This is a genomic window from Pseudomonas cerasi (assembly GCF_900074915.1).
Lineage (GTDB): Bacteria > Pseudomonadota > Gammaproteobacteria > Pseudomonadales > Pseudomonadaceae > Aquipseudomonas > Aquipseudomonas cerasi.
Genome location: NZ_LT222319.1, coordinates 5469473 through 5486027, shown reverse-complemented (window position 1 = coordinate 5486027; position 16555 = coordinate 5469473). Strand labels below are relative to the sequence as shown.

Annotated in this window: 11 protein-coding genes; 8 read left to right on the top strand and 3 right to left on the bottom strand. The window is 59.7% G+C overall.

Going from position 1 to position 16555, the window contains the following annotated elements:
* Positions 1-38 precede the first annotated feature (38 nt).
* The 3 genes from PCPL58_RS26760 to PCPL58_RS26750 all read right to left on the bottom strand — a co-directional run bounded on the left by PCPL58_RS26760 (position 39) and on the right by PCPL58_RS26750 (position 5295).
* Positions 39-656 carry a GAD-like domain-containing protein gene (locus tag PCPL58_RS26760; protein WP_065350849.1) on the bottom strand — a complete coding sequence of 206 codons (618 nt, stop codon included), beginning with the start codon at positions 654-656 and terminating at the stop codon, positions 39-41.
* A 10-nt stretch (positions 657-666) separates the two neighbouring features.
* Entirely contained in the window at positions 667-2037 is a 1371-nt protein-coding gene (locus PCPL58_RS26755) for a DUF6861 domain-containing protein (protein ID WP_065350848.1), read from the bottom strand.
* A gap of 159 nt (positions 2038-2196) precedes the next feature.
* Positions 2197-5295, bottom strand: coding sequence for an autotransporter domain-containing protein (locus tag PCPL58_RS26750; RefSeq protein ID WP_065350847.1), 3099 nt, complete (start codon positions 5293-5295; stop codon positions 2197-2199).
* Positions 5296-5512: 217 nt separating this feature from the next.
* Here PCPL58_RS26750 and PCPL58_RS26745 point away from each other — a divergent pair, with 217 nt between their 5' ends.
* From PCPL58_RS26745 to PCPL58_RS26710, 8 genes are all read left to right on the top strand, one after another.
* Positions 5513-6409: a TauD/TfdA dioxygenase family protein gene (locus PCPL58_RS26745; protein ID WP_003432305.1), complete on the top strand. Its 897-nt coding sequence runs from the start codon at positions 5513-5515 to the stop codon at positions 6407-6409.
* Positions 6410-6425: 16 nt separating this feature from the next.
* Positions 6426-7307 (top strand): ABC transporter ATP-binding protein, encoded by an 882-nt coding sequence (locus tag PCPL58_RS26740; protein WP_065350846.1) that lies wholly within the window; start codon positions 6426-6428, stop codon positions 7305-7307.
* A gap of 91 nt (positions 7308-7398) precedes the next feature.
* Positions 7399-8265: an ABC transporter permease gene (locus PCPL58_RS26735; RefSeq protein WP_002551588.1), complete on the top strand. Its 867-nt coding sequence runs from the start codon at positions 7399-7401 to the stop codon at positions 8263-8265.
* Between the two features lie 38 nt (positions 8266-8303).
* Positions 8304-9323: an ABC transporter substrate-binding protein gene (locus PCPL58_RS26730; protein WP_003432311.1), complete on the top strand. Its 1020-nt coding sequence runs from the start codon at positions 8304-8306 to the stop codon at positions 9321-9323.
* A gap of 614 nt (positions 9324-9937) precedes the next feature.
* Entirely contained in the window at positions 9938-10921 is a 984-nt protein-coding gene (locus PCPL58_RS26725; protein ID WP_104685632.1) for an RHS repeat-associated core domain-containing protein, read from the top strand.
* A 306-nt stretch (positions 10922-11227) separates the two neighbouring features.
* Positions 11228-12346, top strand: coding sequence for an efflux RND transporter periplasmic adaptor subunit (locus PCPL58_RS26720; RefSeq protein ID WP_065350845.1), 1119 nt, complete (start codon positions 11228-11230; stop codon positions 12344-12346).
* Positions 12343-13428, top strand: coding sequence for an efflux RND transporter periplasmic adaptor subunit (locus tag PCPL58_RS26715; RefSeq protein WP_003365897.1), 1086 nt, complete (start codon positions 12343-12345; stop codon positions 13426-13428). Before PCPL58_RS26720 ends, PCPL58_RS26715 begins: the two co-directional genes overlap by 4 nt.
* The gene (locus tag PCPL58_RS26710) at positions 13425-16526 is read left to right on the top strand and encodes an efflux RND transporter permease subunit (RefSeq protein ID WP_065350844.1); all 3102 of its coding nucleotides are present in this window, start codon (positions 13425-13427) and stop codon (positions 16524-16526) included. Before PCPL58_RS26715 ends, PCPL58_RS26710 begins: the two co-directional genes overlap by 4 nt.
* Positions 16527-16555: the final 29 nt, after the last annotated feature.

The window sequence follows — 16555 nt, the reverse complement described above, 5'->3', positions numbered from 1 at the left end:
ACAGCGTCATGAAGAAGGCTAATCTCCGGTTTCCGGATTTAGACATCTGGAAACCCCCAGTCCTGAAGTGGCGAGAGCTGAGACAGGAATGTTAAGTGCTTGATAGTTTTCACTTTTTTCAAGTTTTTCAGTTCCATCGGTCCTCCCAGGGCAAGAGCAGGAACGAAGCCGTACATTTCATCCGCTTTAAGTAAGCCGAGAGTTTCAAGAGCGGGTAGGAATAGTTCTTCAAAACCATTGGTCTTCGGGCTTTTTGTAGAGAAAAATGCTCTTATTCCCAAATCGAGTGCGTCGCCTTTAAACTTAGATTCCCGTTCTACATAACGTGCCATAGAGCTGGTTATAGTTAAGCTGAATCCGTTTTTCTCACCCCATACGTAAAGTTTTCCAAACGCACTTCGAGCTATAACGTGGTAATTGTCTTGGCTGCAGAATTTGGTGTCTGAAAGCCATTGGTCAAGTATTTCTTCATAATCTTGAGGGTTTACCGTCCAGAAAAGTCCCTCCGCATACCCGCTCCAGCCGTGATCAGCCCAGTAATCAAGTAGCTGATCAGGGAGTCTGTGTTTATACTTGGCAATGCTTGATGCGGGTACTTCACGGCGTTCCATCGCCGGGCCGAACTTTTTGAGAAAAAAAGCATAGTGCTCGTCCATAATTTTCCCTCTATTCACATTTTTTAAGTTTGGCATTCATATTGGTAGACCTACGCAACGCCTCTGGCACCTCCTGTGCGGCACTATCCAAGCCTGTAATACGGCTTGGCCATTGTGCACCCAAGCTAGAGTTGATCCTCCGATCACCAAAACCACCAATTATGTCTTTCCCTCCAGCAAATAAATCAGGATTATGCAGTGCGGCCAAAGTTGCCATTTTTTCTGAGGCCATTTTTTTGGCTGTTGCTTCTGCCCACTCGGGCATAGCTCCGCCCGAGATTAGTTCGTCTTGCATTTTTTCCTCTAGTTCATTGCGAAATTCCTCGCGCGCCTTTGCAGCCAACTGAGGGTCTCGCACAACGTCCCCATCCGTAAAAGCTTTCCGCCCTTTCAGATAATCATTCACCGTCAAGTCATTCAACCCATTTTGCTGAGCTTCTAGCTGGTCATCAAACTTTTTAGCAAGGTTGCGGTGCTTTTCACTTAATCTAAAACATGGCACCTCATGCTCCGCCATGCCCGACGCTCTTTTCGGTTCGGGCTCGTCCGCACGTCGATTGGGCGGCGGAGGCGGAGGCGGCGGTTCCTGTTTGTCCAGTGCACTTTTACGAGGGCCGGCATGTTGCAGGTCGGGGTGTCTTGTCAGGGCGTCTTCGTGCTGGAGCATCCATTGGCCGAGCTTCGCACCTTTTTTGCTGGCTTGCATTTCATTGGCAAGTACGCTTGCGCTGCCTCGGCCGCGCGTCAGGTAGGCGACGATGGCGCCCAGTAGCAGTACCACCACTTCTTCGTGGCCTTGGGCGATGTGGTGTGCTGCGCGGTCTACAACCTGCGGATCGTCGCCGCCGAAGGGGTTGAGGCCTGGCTCGCCACGGGTGCCTTCCCAGGCGACAGTGATGCCACGCACGTAATAGTCGACAATCCGCGGAAGGCCGTCGACGAAGAATTCGGCAATGGACGCCAGGCCGAGAATGCCCAGGATCCAAGTGCTGAGCTCCAGGCCTATTGCTGCACCCGCCATGCCCATGGGCACCGCGCCTGCACCCGATAAAAAGCTGCCAACTCCCGCACCTATCGCGCCCCCTGCGAGCGTGCTGCCCGCGACGATCATGGCCATTTGGGTGACCACGTCTATCAGGTCGTTGATGATGCTGGCGATGTCGATATCCAGGAAACGCCGCCCAAGCCGGCGGGCCGCTTCCAGTTCGGCGCGGTTGAACGCGCTTCTGATATTACCGACGCGTCGGAGGTTGAGCTGTAATGTTGAAACCGGCTCATTGTTGAGTCTGCGCTGGAAGCTGGCTCCAGGCTGGTAGCCCATGCTTCGGCTGATGCGTCGTTCTATATCGAGCCACGACGGCACAATGCCCGATAGCTGCATTGGGTGTCTCCCTGACTGCCCCGGTTGGTAGCTGCACCATAGGGAAGGCCGATAATGAAGTCAAAGTAGCCTGGGATTTTCTGATGGGTCCTACATGCCGAGTCTAGAAATCCTGCAGGCTACTCTCCGCCCCTACAGAGAGCAGCCGCCGCTTCAGCCTTAAAACGCCAACGTCACCCGAGCATTCAGCGACTGATCCGAAGCATCGTTACTCACCTGACCGTCGTAACTCAGGCCCACGCTCAGCGTATCGCTCAACCCCAGGTCGACGCCTGCGCCGAGCACGGCGGCGCTGCGGGCAATCGGGGCGCCGGAGAGTTCGAAGGTGCTGCCGCCGCTGAAGGCCGAACGGCTTTCCGGGGTGACGTCACCGTAGGCGCGACGCCAGCCCAGTGTGGCGTTGGGTTTGATCACGACGCTGCCTGCGCTCAGGCGGGTCGCTGCACGCAGGCCCAGGGTGCTGAAGGTGATGTGGTTGTCCTGGGATTTGTTCTGCAGGCTGATGGCGTTGCTGTTCTCGTCGAAGGCGTCGGTGTCCAGGCGCACATGCGCCAGGTTGGCGAAGGGTTCGAGCAGCGCATTGCCCATTTCGATGGAGTAGCCCAGTTCGCCGAAGACCTGATTGGTCGCTGCCTTGTAGTCTTCCTTGAAGTGCTCGGACGAGCCCGGCAGGTCCAGCGTACGCTTGGCGGTCAGCTCATGCCAGGTGCGTACCGCGCCGAGGCGCAGGCCCAGTTGGCCCCATTTCGCGCCGCCGTAGACACCCAGATGATAGTTGTCGCTGTCGGTCGAGCCAGACGCGTGGCGCAGGTCGAAGCTGCTGTTGCTGAAGCCTGCCAATGCACCCACACGCCAGGTGTCGTCGAGCGGTACGTCGGCGCCGAACAACAGGCCGCTGGTGCGGGTTTCCAGGCCCGAGGCGTCGCGGCTGCTGTCGGTTTGCCCGGTCGCGCCGATTGCCTGGGTCCACACCACGCCACGCGAGGCATCACCGGCCAGGGTTTGTGTGGTGCTGCCGAATGACTGCGCGGACTGCGCTTGTTGCATGCGATCGTTCATGGCGTTGCGCACCAGACGGCTGTCTTCGATCAGCGCAGATTGAGTCGATGCATGCAGCTCGTTGGACAGCGCGCTGAACGTGGCCTGCGCCGTCGAGGCGTCGTCCTGCACCACCTGACGCCACAGCGCGTTGCCTGCGCCCGCGCTGTCCAGACCCTGCGCGACCGCCTTGGCGTTGCGCGTGGTCGCCAGGCTGGCGAAGGTTTGTGCGTTGCGATCCAGCGTCAGCCCTACGTCGGTCGCGGTGTAGTTCAGCGTCGGGGTAAGGAACGCGAAGTTGGTTTGCACGGCGGCAAATGCACCGCTCACGCCCCCGGCTGCGGAAATGATCGAGTAACGGCTGGCGGCCAGCCAGTTACCGCCTTCGACCAGCGACAGCGTGCTGTTATTGATCGTCGCGCGGCCGCTGGCGACGATGCGGTCGGCATTGCCATTGGCGTCCGATTCCACTTGATAAACCGAACCCTGAGCCAGGTTGACGTCACCATTGACGTTCAGCTGCCCGACCGAATTACCCGGTGCGACCACGCCGCCCTGAGCGACGTTGATGCCGCCAACGGTGCCGTTGCCACCCAGCGTCGCGCCTTGCTGCACGCTGACGATGGAGTTGCCGAGGTTGCCATTCACTGCCAGGCGACCGGCCTGCACGGTGGTCGCGCCGGACAGGCTGCTGTTGCCGGTCAGGTTCAGTGAACCCACGCCGCGTTTGATCAACGCGCCGTTGCCGGTCAGGGTGTTGGCGAGGGTGTCGTTGGTGGACTGATCGACCACCAGCGTTGCGTTGTCGGTGATCGTGCCGCTGCCGAAGGCCTGGGCATGACCGGTCAGGGTGCCGCCGTTGATCAGCGTGCCGCCCGAGTAGGTGTTGTTGCCGGTCAGGATCAGGTTGCCCGTACCGTTCTTGATCAGCGCACCGCTGCCGCTGATGTCGTTGCGCCAGGCGTCGATGGCGTTATAGCCGCCCAGACTGGCGTTCATGTTGACGGTGACGTTGGAATTGAACGCGCCGTAACCATCGCCTGCGGCATACAGGTTCAAGCGACCGTAGCCACCTGACTGATCGATCACTGCGTAGCCCGACGACAGCTCAGTGGTCGCCAGAATCTCGCGGCGCTGGCTGGCGTCCAGGTACGGGAAGCGTGTTTCCAGCAGCACTTCAGCGTTGGTCGGCACGACCGGCGCGAGATTGGTCGGGCCGACCGGGTCGAAGCCGTAAGTCATGCGCGCGGTATACAGCGCCTTGTCCTGCGCATGCTGGGAAGTGCGATCGGTGGCCGGGTCAATGGCCGTCATGCAATTGTTGACGTCGCCGCCGCACTGAGCGGTGAAGTAGGCCAGCGCCTGCGCGCGAGCATCGGCGCGCAATTGCGTGTTGGCGGAATTGGACAGGTTGTCGATGGCGAAATAGGTCGCGGTGATTCGCCCGCCCATCACGTCGAAGGGCGAGTGCATGCCCGCTTCGATGCGGTTGTCGCCGATTTCCGAAGCACGCAGCATCAACTCGCTGAACCGCTCGGGGATCGCGTAGGCCAATGCGTAGGCTGACAGGTAGGCAGCGTTGGTGTGCCCGCTGGGGAAGCCCGAGTCACTGGCCGGCGTGGTGCTTTCGGCCGGGCGCAGGGACGGCGCGACGACGAATGCCAGGCTCTGTCCGTCGAGGCTCTGCCGCCATGGCCGTGGATACAGATAGTGGGACTTGGCCGGAGTCGTGGAGGCATCGTTGCGCACGGCACCGACCAGGTCGACCACCTTGCCCAGCGCCGAAGACGAACTGCCTGCGCCATTGCCCTTGTCGTCGTACCTGACGGTTTTGTTGCTGTCGTCGAATTGCGTGATCGTCGTGAACGCGCCCGCGCCGGCTTTGTAAGCATCGCTCAGCGAGCCCAGGCCGCTGATGGCGCTGTAGCTCTGGTCGCGGCGGTCATCGAAGTAGGCGGCGGTTTCCTGCGCCAGCGTGCGCGAGTTGGCGCGGTCGACCACGATCTGCAGGTTGCGTCGCAGCAGGCTCTGACCGAGGGCAGTCGGCGTGCCGGTGTCCCAGGTCGCACCGGTCGTCCACAGGGTGTTGAACCCGGAGAGCAGGTCGACACCGTTTATACGATTGTCATTGGCACGGCTCGCTGCCTGAACCGAGACGGCAAGCAGCGAAAGTATCAATGACGACACCATTACATGGGCAACCGGTTTATTGGATCGCATAGCGGGCGCTTCACTCGATTCGGATGAGGCGCCGACCCTAGCAAGGCGGTCTTACACTTGGATGTATCTGTCGTGACACATTTATGCTGGCTGACGCTACACAGCGAGGCAGTGAAAAAATCAGCACTATGGATATTCCTTAACGGTATTTAAATTATCTTTCTTATATCTATAGAGTTTCGTCTTTCAGTCACACAGTCCTGGAGTCGGAGTTCTCATGCCAGCAGCCTCCCTCGCTTCATCGTCCGCTCAACCTGCTTCGCAATCGTTCGAAGTGCGTCCATTCACCGAAAAGGTGGGCGCTGAAATCGTTGGGCTGGATCTGTCCAGGCCGTTGAACGATGCCGACTTCGCTCGTGTGCATCAGGCACATCTGGATCACCATGTCGTGGTGTTTCGCGATCAGCAGATCACTCCGCAACAGCAGATCGATTTCAGCCGGCGTTTTGGGGTGCTGCAGATCCATGTGCTCAAGCAGTTTCTGTTGGCCAACCATCCGGAAATCCTGATCGTCTCCAACATTGTCGAGAACGATAAGCCTGTGGGCCTGGGCGACGCCGGCAAGTACTGGCATTCGGACCTGTCTTACAAAGAGCTGCCGAGCCTGGGCTCGATGCTTTACGCCCAGGAGCTGCCAAGTGAAGGCGGCGATACGCTGTTTGCAGACATGCACCTGGCGTGGGAAACGTTGCCGCAACACCTGCGCGATGCAGTCGCAGGGCGCTCGGCGGTGCACAGTTACACCGCACGCTACGCCGAGGGCCATAACGCCGCCAACTGGCGTCCGACCCTGACCGCCGAGCAACTGGCTCAGGTGGTGGAAGTCAGCCACCCGATCGTTCGCACCCACCCTGAAAACGGGCGTAAGGCGCTGTTCGTCAGCGAGGGTTTCACGACGCGCATCCTCGGTCTGCCGGAAGACGAGAGCCGTCAGATTCTCAACGAGATTTACGCCCACAGCGTGAAGCCCGAGCACATCTACCGGCACCAGTGGCAGGCCGACGACATGGTGTTCTGGGACAACCGTTCTCTGATCCATCTGGCTGCCGGCTGCCCGGCGCACCTGCGTCGCAAACTGCATCGCACGACCATTCAAGGCACCGCGCCATTTTGATCCAGGAGAGCCGTTCATGAATGCTGTCGCGCAAGGCCACACGGCCAGCACCAGCACCCAACCGCAACCGGCTGAACAGCCGACTGCTGAAGCCTTGCTGCAAGTTCGCGGCGTCAGCCTCGAATACCGCACACCAGAACGTGTGGTACGGGCGACGCATCAGGTCAGTTTCGAAGTCGATCCGGCCGATCGTTTCGTGCTGCTCGGCCCATCCGGTTGCGGCAAGTCCACATTGCTCAAAGCCGTAGCCGGGTTCATCCGGCCCAGCGAGGGCGAGATTCGTCTGGCGGGTCATCAGGTCACCGAACCTGGCTCGGACCGCATCGTGGTGTTTCAGGAATTCGACCAGTTGCCGCCGTGGAAAACCGTGATCGAGAACGTCATGTTTCCGCTGCTGGCATCACGCACCCTGAAGCGTCCCGAAGCGCTGGAGCGTGCACGTTACTACCTGGAAAAGGTCGGCCTCAGTGCGTTTGCCGACGCCTACCCGCACACCTTGTCCGGTGGCATGAAAGCCCGCGTGGCGATTGCCCGCGCCTTGGCCATGCAGCCGAAAATCCTGCTGATGGATGAGCCGTTTGCCGCGCTCGATGCACTGACCCGACGCAAGATGCAGGAAGAGCTGCTTGAGCTGTGGGAAGAGGTGCGCTTTACGTTGCTGTTCGTCACGCACTCCATCGAAGAAGCGCTGGTGGTCGGTAACCGCATCCTGCTGCTGTCACCGCATCCGGGCCGCGTACGGGCGGAAATCAACAGCCATCAATACGACCTGAAAAGCCTGGGCGGCGTTGGTTTTCAGCAGACCGCGCAGCGTATTCATCGTTTGTTGTTCGATGAGGGCGAGGCCGGGCCCGTGGAGCAGGATCTGAATTTTCAGGACATCCGGATTGCTTACTAGGCGACTGCCTTGATCGTTCCCACGCTCCGCGTGGTAATGCCTTTCAGGACGCTCCGCGTCCTATCTACACGATTACCGGGAAACCCGAATCATGAGCCTCGCACCTCCCGCTCGCGAAGAATATGAAATCACGCTGGAGCCTTTCACTCAGGAAGACCTGGCCCGCGACCTGCCCCTGGCACAGCGCATCTGGCAACTGAGCTGGGTGCGCAAATGCGTCATCATGATCGCCCTGGCGGTGATCTGGGAACTGGCTGCACGTCTGCAGAACAACGACCTGCTGTTGCCGAGCTTTCTGCAAACGGCGGCCGCCTTTTATGACGGGCTGATCTCTGGCGAGCTTCCAGGCAAGGTGTGGATTTCCCTGACCGTACTGATTCAGGGCTACCTGATCGGCATCGTGCTGGCGTTCGCCCTGACCACCCTGGCAGTGTCCACCCAACTGGGCCGCGACCTGCTCGGCACGCTGACTGCGATGTTCAATCCGCTGCCGGCCATTGCCCTGTTGCCGCTGGCGCTGCTGTGGTTCGGGCTGGGCCAGAACAGCCTGATCTTCGTGCTGGTGCATTCGGTGCTGTGGGCGCTGGCGCTCAATACTTATGCGGGCTTTCTCGGTGTCTCGGAAACCCAGCGCATGGCCGGGCGCAACTATGGTCTCAAAGGCCTGCGCTTTGTCTGGCACATCCTGATTCCTGCTGCGCTGCCATCGATTCTCGCCGGTCTGAAAATCGGCTGGGCCTTTGCCTGGCGCACGCTGATCGCCGCCGAGCTGGTGTTTGGCGCGTCCTCCGGCAAGGGCGGTCTGGGCTGGTACATCTTCCAGAACCGTAACGAGTTGTATACCGACAAGGTCTTTGCCGGTCTGGCAGCGGTGATCCTCATCGGCCTGCTGGTCGAGAACCTGCTGTTCGCCAACATCGAGCGCCTGACCGTCAAGCGCTGGGGCATGCAGCGTTGAAACGCCGTCTTTTTTTGAATAATCAGGGTGGGAACCACATGAACACTGCATTTCAACGCCCGGCACTGACTGTGCTGGCGGCGACGCTTGGCTTGTTTGGCGCGCTGCTCAGTGGCGGCGCTCAGGCTGAAGGCAAGATCAGCATCGCTCAGCAATTCGGCATCGGCTACCTGATCCTCGACGTGGTGCGCGATCAGAAGCTGATCGAGAAACACGGCAAGGAGCAGGGTCTGGATATCAAGGTCGACTGGAACAGCATCTCCGGTGCCACGGCGATGAACGAAGCGCTGCTGGCCGGCGCGCTTGACGTGGTGTCGGCAGGCGTGCCGCCGATGCTGACCGTTTGGGACCGCACCAAGGGCAAGCAGAACGTCAAGGCGATTGCCTCGCTGGGTTCGATGCCCAATTACCTGCTGACCAACAACCCCAGCGTCAAGACCCTCAAGGACTTCACCGAAAAGGACCGCATCGCCGTACCGGCTGCGGGCGTAGGCTTCCAGTCGCGCACATTGCAGATCGAAACCGCCAAGCTGTTCGGTAACGACAACTACAAGAAATTCGACAACATCTCGGTCAGCCTCGCGCACCCGGACGCGACCTCTGCGCTGATTGCCGGTGGTTCGGAAATCAACTCGCACTTCTCCAGCCCGCCGTTCCAGTACCAGGAACTGGAGAACCCCAACGTGCATAAGGTGCTCAGTTCCTATGACGTGCTGGGCGGCCAGGCGACGTTCAACGTGCTCTACACCACCGAGAAATTCCACGACGAAAACCCCAAGACCTACAAGGCGTTCTACGACGCGCTGGCCGAAGCCGAGAAGATCATCAAAGCCGACAAGCCTGCTGCCGCGCAGACCTACATCCGCGTCGAGCAATCGAAACTGCCGTTGCCACTGGTAGAGAAAATCGTCGCCGACCCGGAAATCGACTTCACCGTCACGCCGCAGCGCACCTTTATCTACGCCGAGAAACTGCATGAGCTGGGCGTGTTGAAAAACAAGGCGGCGAGCTGGAAGGACTACTTCTTCGAAGAAGCGCACGGCACCGAGGGCAGTTGATCGACGCGTTTTGAAGATGACGCGGAGCGTCATGAAGGGCATTCCCACGCGGAGCGTGAGGAACGATAGAAGATCTCCCGGGCGCCTATCGTTCCTCACGCTCCAGCGTGGGAATGCCGTTCTGGACGCTCTGCGTCCTCTTCTGAACAAATCAGGTTACTTCCGCTCACGAAAAACCTGTCCTGCAGGACCTTTCTTTCAGTCTTTTCTCTTTCCTGCGTATGACCTTTCCTAGAAAATCCCGGGCCCTTGCGCCTGCCAAATCCGCACACTAGGCTGCGTCGGTCGCTGGTTTTTCAGCGATCGGGTTTAGCAGCCTGTCCAGAGACACGCAGCGCAATTACCGTTTTATGGCGGCTTTGCGTGGGGCACTTTCGAGTGCGCCGGGTCTGTGTTCTCTACCGGTCTGCTAACCCGCGTCAAAGTCGCCACCCTTGTTTGTTTAGCAGCAGGCATCTGATCAATATGGCCAAGGCCGAGCTGGAATGCGTCCAGAACCCCTGACATCCCTGATGCAACCTAGCAGTTCTACGAGTAGCCGCTGCGGTTCCTGCAATGCATTGTGTGCTTGAAGAGGCCTGTCTCGCTAATCAAGACCACTCCGGTTACTCGCCATGCGCCAGCAAACTACTCTGTGCCGTTACCGCTACGACGCGCTTGACCGGCTCGCGACTCGCACGCCGATGGCAGGTGCCATTGCCCGCTCGTACTATCAGTCCGACACCTTGGTCAGCGAGATTCAGGGTGCAGAACACGTTCGATTCCTGCATCACGGTCGTCAGTTGCTGGCCACGCAGTCAGCGCTCGCCACGCTGTTGATCGGCTCGGACCAACAGCACAGCGTGCTCCACACCGTATCGGCCAGCTTGTCTGACCCTATCGCTTACACCCCCTATGGGCATGGGCAAGCGTTGAACCAACTGCCAGGCTTCAACGGTGAGCGCCCCGACCCATTGACCGGTCATTATCTGCTGGGCAACGGCTATCGCGCCTATAACCCTGTTCTGATGCGCTTCAACAGTCCCGACAGCCTGAGTCCGTTTGGCAAGGGTGGAATAAATGCCTATGCGTATTGTGCGGGGGATCCGGTCAATCGATCTGATCCGACGGGGCATGGCTTTCTTGAGGATGTGGAAACTTCCCTCTACATCGGTGCTGCAATTCTGAGCGGCATTATTGGTTTGCTGGCGGTCCGTGCACCTATGAGAGCTGTACTAAAAGGTGTCAAAGTGAAGCCTCAGGCTGTCGCCAGCAATAACCTGGCTTTTCCCGTTCAGGAGACAAGAAGACCGGCGAATACAGCGGAAAAAATCTCGGCATTCACCGGAGTGTCTGCACTGGTTGCCACTTCGGCATGGGCCACTTCCTTCGTTCTGACAAAAACTGACCCTGAATCGCCAGCAATTCGCCCACTGAGGATTGCCGCTATCCTTATTGCTTACCCGACGGCTGGGCTGCGTGGCTGGTCAATTGCTCGTTCCATAATGGACAAACGGGTCCAGAAAGCAGTGCCTGTGCTTCTTAAAGGCCCTGCCATGAGACGCTCAAGTAATGCGTCGAACATTAGTAATGCTTCGGTCATCCGAACGGCCTTGTGATATTTGCTACCACTTGTCAGGCACCTTCCCCCCGATACTGACATTTCTGGCAGTAGCCCCTCATCCCGAATCGGTTCAGGCTGAAGCCTTTACTCCATCATCAGGGATCGATCACGGCTCTCCTCTGCCGATACACTTACGACCCGCCGGACCACGTTTCTTCGCTGACGCCACTCGCTCAAGCCGTCTCCCGGCGCATCTACAACGCAAGCCCCAATGAACCCTCCCTCTCGCACACAGTCGCATACTCACGCTATTCTCTCGCCCTGATCACGCCCGCATCCGGCAGTTGCACAAGGAGTCTGCATGCCCGTTCGTATTTCAAGACTGGTTACGTTCGGTCTGGCTGCTGCATTGGCGGCGCTGGCCGGTTGTGGCGAGGAAAAACCGGCGGCGCCCGAACTGCCCAGAGTTTATGTGCAGACGGTAAAAAGTACCGACTTCGCCGCCAGTGTCGCCCTGACCGGTGATGTTCAGGCGCGGGTGCAGACCCGGCTTTCATTCCGGGTCAATGGCAAGATCATTCAGCGTAATGTCGATGTGGGCGACCGGGTCACTGCCCGGCAGGTGCTGGCGCGGCTCGACCCCAAGGATCTGCAGGTCAATGTCGACTCGGCCGCTGCTGCTGTGGCCGCCGAGCAGGCCCGCGTGAATCAGGCCAGCGCTGCTTTCGTCCGACAACAAAAATTGTTGCCCAAGGGCTATACCAGCCGCAGCGAATATGACTCTGCACAGGCCGCCTTGCGCGGCAGTGAAAGTTCGTTGAAGGCGGCGCAGGCGCAATTGGCCAATGCCCGTGAACAACTGGGTTACACCGCTCTGGTCGCTGACGCACCGGGTGTGATCACCGCGCGTCAGGCTGAAGTCGGGCAAGTGGTGCAGGCCACCATGCCGATTTTCGATCTGGCGCGCGACGGTGATCGCGATGCGGTGTTCAACGTCTACGAGTCCCTGTTCGTCAAGCCGCCCACCGATCAGGCCGTGCAGGTCACGTTGCTCGATAACCCGACTATCAAGGTCAGCGGCAAAGTGCGTGAAGTGACCCCGGCGGTGTCGGCGCAAACCGGCACCTTGCAGGTCAAGATCGCGCTGGACCCGCTGCCTGAAGGCATGGACCTCGGCTCGGTGGTCAGCGTGGCACTGAGCGCACCGGCCAATGCCAGTGTCGAGTTGCCATGGGCGGCGCTGACCAAGGACCTCGGCGAGCAGTTGGGCAAGCCTGCCGTGTGGGTGGTGGACGAGCAGGGCAAGGTCAATCTGCGCAAGGTCACCGTCACCCGTTACCTGACCGCCAAAGTCATCATCGGCGACGGGCTCAAGAGTGGAGAGAAAGTCGTGGTGGCAGGCGGACAGTTGTTACACCCGGACATGCAGGTCGACATTGCCGAACAGCCCAAGCAGCAGAACGCACAGGTGCAGCCATGAAGCGTCTGTCATGCGTAGCGCTGGGCAGCCTTTTGTTGAGCGGCTTACTATTGAGCGGTTGTGGCAAGGATGAAACACCTCCTGAACCGGTGCGTCCTGTCGTCTTCGTCGAAGCCCGACCTGAGTCCGTCCAGGATTTCGGGCGCTTTGCCGGCAATATCCAGGCGCGTTATCAAAGTGTGCTGGGCTTTCGGGTCGCGGGGCGCATCGCCCGGCGCGACGTCGACGTAGGCGCTGAAGTCAGGAAAGGCGATTTGCTCGCAACCCTCGATCCGACCGATCAACAGAATACAGTGCGTGCCCGGCAGGGCGACCTGGCCAATGTTCAGGCGCAGTACATCAACGCCCAGGCCAATGCTCGCCGCCAGCAGGAACTGTTCGATCGCGGCGTCGGTGCCCAGGCGCAACTGGACATCGCCCTGACCGATCTGAAGACCGCCAGCTCATCGCAGGAACAGGCCAAGGCCGCGGCTCAACAGGCCCGCGACCAATTGAGTTACAGCGAGCTGCGCAGTGATCACGACGCAGTGGTCACCGAATGGAAAGTCGAAGCCGGGCAGGTGGTGACAGCCGGACAGGAAGTCGTGACCCTGGCGCGGCCGGACATCAAGGAAGCGGTGATCGACCTCCCTGATACGCTGGCTGACCAATTGCCGTCCGACGTGGTATTCACCGTCGCCAGTCAGCTGAATCCGGAAGTGAACACCACCGCCACCCTTCGTGAAATCGAACCCCAGGCCGACCGCACGACGCGTACTCGTCGTGCGCGTCTGTCGCTGGCGCAAACGCCAGCGGCGTTCCGCCTGGGCACGGCCATCAGCGTGACGCTCAGTTCGACCATCACACCGCGCATGCGCCTGCCGATCAATGCCCTGCAGGAAGTCGATGGCAAACGCCAGATCTGGATCGTCGATTCGCAGAGCCAGACGGTTAACCCCAGAGCCGTCACTATTGCCAGCCGTGACAGCGACTCTTTCGTGCTGACCGATGGCGTCAAAGCGGGTGAAAAAGTGGTGAGCGCGGGCGTCAACAGCCTCAAGCCGGGCCAGAAAGTCAAAGTCGATGAGGAAAGCCCGCGATGAAAGGGAATTTCAATTTATCCGAGTGGGCCATCAAGCATCAGTCGTTCGTCTGGTACCTGATGTTCGTCGCGCTGTTGATGGGCGTGTTTTCCTACATGAAGCTTGGGCGCGAGGAAGACCCGTCTTTCACCATCAAGACCATGATTATCCAGACCCGCTGGCCGGGCGCGACGGTGGACGAGACCCTCGAGCAGGTCACCGACCGCATCGAGAAGAAGCTCGAAGAACTGGACTCGCTGGACTACGTGAAGAGCTACACACGACCGGGCGAGTCCACAGTCTTCGTGTACCTGCGTGACACCACCAGTGCCAAGGCGATACCGGAAATCTGGTATCAGGTGCGCAAGAAGGTCGATGACATCCGTGGCCAGTTCCCGCAGGGGCTGCAAGGCCCGTCGTTCAACGACGAGTTCGGCGATGTATACGGCTCGATCTATGCGTTTACCGCAGACGGTTTCTCGATGCGTCAGTTGCGGGACTACGTCGAGAAGGTTCGCGCCGACATCCGCGACGTGCCTGGCCTGGGCAAGGTCGAGATGATCGGTCAGCAGGACGAAGTGGTGTACCTGAACTTCTCGACACGCAAACTCGCAGCATTGGGCATCGACCAGAGCCAGGTGGTGCAAAGCCTGCAATCGCAGAACGCGGTGACGCCTGCCGGTGTTATCGAAGCCGGGCCGGAGCGGATCTCGGTACGCACCTCCGGGCAGTTCGCGTCCGAGAAGGATCTGGCTGCGGTCAATCTGCGCATCAATGACCGTTTTTACCGTCTGAGCGACATTGCTGACATCACCCGCGGCTACACCGATCCGCCCAAGCCGCTGTTCCGCTTCGATGGCAAACCGGCGATCGGCCTGGCCATCGCGATGCAGAAGGGCGGCAACATCCAGTCCTTCGGCAAGGCGCTGCACGAACGTATGGACGCTACCACAGCGGAGCTGCCAGTCGGCATTGGTGTGCACAAGGTCTCGGATCAGGCCGAGGTGGTGAACAAGGCTGTGGGCGGCTTCACCAGCGCGTTGTTCGAGGCGGTAATTATCGTGCTGTTGGTCAGCTTCGTGAGCCTCGGGTTTCGCGCAGGGTTGGTGGTTGCGTGTTCGATTCCGCTGGTACTGGCGATGGTGTTCGTGTTCATGGAATACAGCGGCATCACCATGCAACGGATTTCCCTCGGCGCGCTGATCATCGCCCTCGGCCTGCTGGTGGATGACGCCATGATTACCGTGGAAATGATGGTCACACGGCTGGAAATGGGCGAATCCAAGGAGCAGGCCGCGACGTACGCCTACACCTCGACAGCGTTCCCGATGCTCACCGGTACGCTGGTGACTGTGGCTGGCTTTGTGCCGATCGGACTGAACAACAGCTCGGCGGGGGAGTACACATTCACGCTGTTTGCCGTGATTGCCGTAGCGATGCTGGTGTCGTGGGTGGTTGCCGTGCTGTTTGCGCCGGTGATCGGCGTGCACATTCTGAGCGCCAACATCAAGCCCAAATCCGAAGAGCCGGGCCGCATAGGCCGGGCATTCAATGGCAGCATGCTCTGGGCCATGCGTCATCGCTGGCTGGCGATTGCCATCACGGTAGGGTTGTTCGCCGCGTCGCTGTTCTCCATGCAGTTCGTGCAGAACCAGTTCTTCCCGTCTTCGGACCGCCCGGAAATACTGGTCGACCTGAACCTGCCGCAGAACGCCTCGATCAACGAGACGCGCAAGGTGGTGGATCGTTTTGAAGCGAGCCTCAAGGACGATCCGGACATCGAGCGCTGGAGCACCTACATCGGCCAGGGCGCGTTGCGTTTCTACCTGCCGCTCGATCAGCAGCTGGAAAATCCGTTCTACGCCCAGCTGGTGATTGTCAGTAAAGGCCTGGAGGAGCGTGGCGCGTTGACTGCCCGTCTGCAAAAACGCCTGCGTGATGACTTCGTCGGCATCGGGTCCTATGTGCAGGCGCTGGAAATGGGCCCGCCGGTGGGTCGTCCGTTGCAGTATCGCGTCAGCGGCGAGAACATCGACAAGGTACGCCAGCACGCTATCGAACTGGCTACGCTGCTCGATCACAACCCGCATGTGGGCGAAGTGATCTACGACTGGAACGAGCCGGGCAAGGTCCTGCGCATCGACATCAACCAGGACAAGGCCCGGCAGTTGGGTCTGTCGTCGGAAGATGTCGCCAAGCTGATGAACAGCGTGGTCAGTGGTTCTACCGTGACCCAGGTGCGCGATGATATCTACCTGATCAACGTGATCGGGCGTGCTGAAGATGCCGAGCGCGGCACACCGGAAACCCTGCAGAACCTGCAGATCGTGACGCCGACCGGCACGTCGATCCCGCTGCTGGCGTTCGCCACGGTCGGTTACGAGCTGGAGCAGCCATTGGTCTGGCGCCGCGATCGCAAGCCGACCATCACGGTGAAAGGCGCCGTCCGCGATGCAATTCAGCCGACTGATCTGGTCAAGCAGCTGCAACCGGAAATCGACAAGTTTGCCGCAGGTCTGCCGGTCGGCTACAAGGTTGCAACCGGCGGTACGGTCGAAGAAAGCAGCAAGGCGCAGGGGCCGATTGCCAGCGTTGCGCCGCTGATGCTGTTCCTCATGGCGACGTTCCTGATGATTCAGTTGCACAGCATTCAGAAGATGTTTCTGGTGGCCAGTGTCGCGCCTCTGGGGCTAATCGGTGTGGTGCTGGCGCTGATCCCGACGGGGACGCCACTGGGGTTCGTGGCGATTCTCGGGGTGCTGGCGCTGATCGGCATCATCATCCGCAACTCGGTGATTCTGGTGACCCAGATCGATGCCTATGAGCGCAGTGGGTATCTGCCTTGGGACGCTGTGGTCGAAGCCACCGAGCATCGCCGTCGTCCGATCCTGTTGACGGCGGCAGCGGCCAGCCTGGGCATGATTCCAATCGCCCGTGAGGTGTTCTGGGGGCCGATGGCCTACGCCATGATCGGCGGCATCATCATCGCCACGCTGCTGACCTTGCTGTTCCTGCCAGCGTTGTACGTGGCCTGGTATCGCATCAAGGAACCGACCGACGAACAGCGTCGCGAAGCGGCTGACAAGGATGACGGCGAGCACGCGCAGCCAACGCATTGAGGTCGGCGTGCCCTGCCGCCTGTGACGCG

Coding starts and splice junctions, on each gene's coding strand:
- PCPL58_RS26750 (WP_065350847.1), bottom strand. CDS start 5,295: ATGCGATCCAATAAACCGGTTGCCCATGTAATGGTGTCGTCATTGATA.
- PCPL58_RS26725 (WP_104685632.1), top strand. CDS start 9,938: ATGCGCCAGCAAACTACTCTGTGCCGTTACCGCTACGACGCGCTTGAC.
- PCPL58_RS26730 (WP_003432311.1), top strand. CDS start 8,304: ATGAACACTGCATTTCAACGCCCGGCACTGACTGTGCTGGCGGCGACG.
- PCPL58_RS26720 (WP_065350845.1), top strand. CDS start 11,228: ATGCCCGTTCGTATTTCAAGACTGGTTACGTTCGGTCTGGCTGCTGCA.
- PCPL58_RS26755 (WP_065350848.1), bottom strand. CDS start 2,037: ATGCAGCTATCGGGCATTGTGCCGTCGTGGCTCGATATAGAACGACGC.
- PCPL58_RS26735 (WP_002551588.1), top strand. CDS start 7,399: ATGAGCCTCGCACCTCCCGCTCGCGAAGAATATGAAATCACGCTGGAG.
- PCPL58_RS26710 (WP_065350844.1), top strand. CDS start 13,425: ATGAAAGGGAATTTCAATTTATCCGAGTGGGCCATCAAGCATCAGTCG.
- PCPL58_RS26740 (WP_065350846.1), top strand. CDS start 6,426: ATGAATGCTGTCGCGCAAGGCCACACGGCCAGCACCAGCACCCAACCG.
- PCPL58_RS26745 (WP_003432305.1), top strand. CDS start 5,513: ATGCCAGCAGCCTCCCTCGCTTCATCGTCCGCTCAACCTGCTTCGCAA.
- PCPL58_RS26715 (WP_003365897.1), top strand. CDS start 12,343: ATGAAGCGTCTGTCATGCGTAGCGCTGGGCAGCCTTTTGTTGAGCGGC.
- PCPL58_RS26760 (WP_065350849.1), bottom strand. CDS start 656: ATGGACGAGCACTATGCTTTTTTTCTCAAAAAGTTCGGCCCGGCGATG.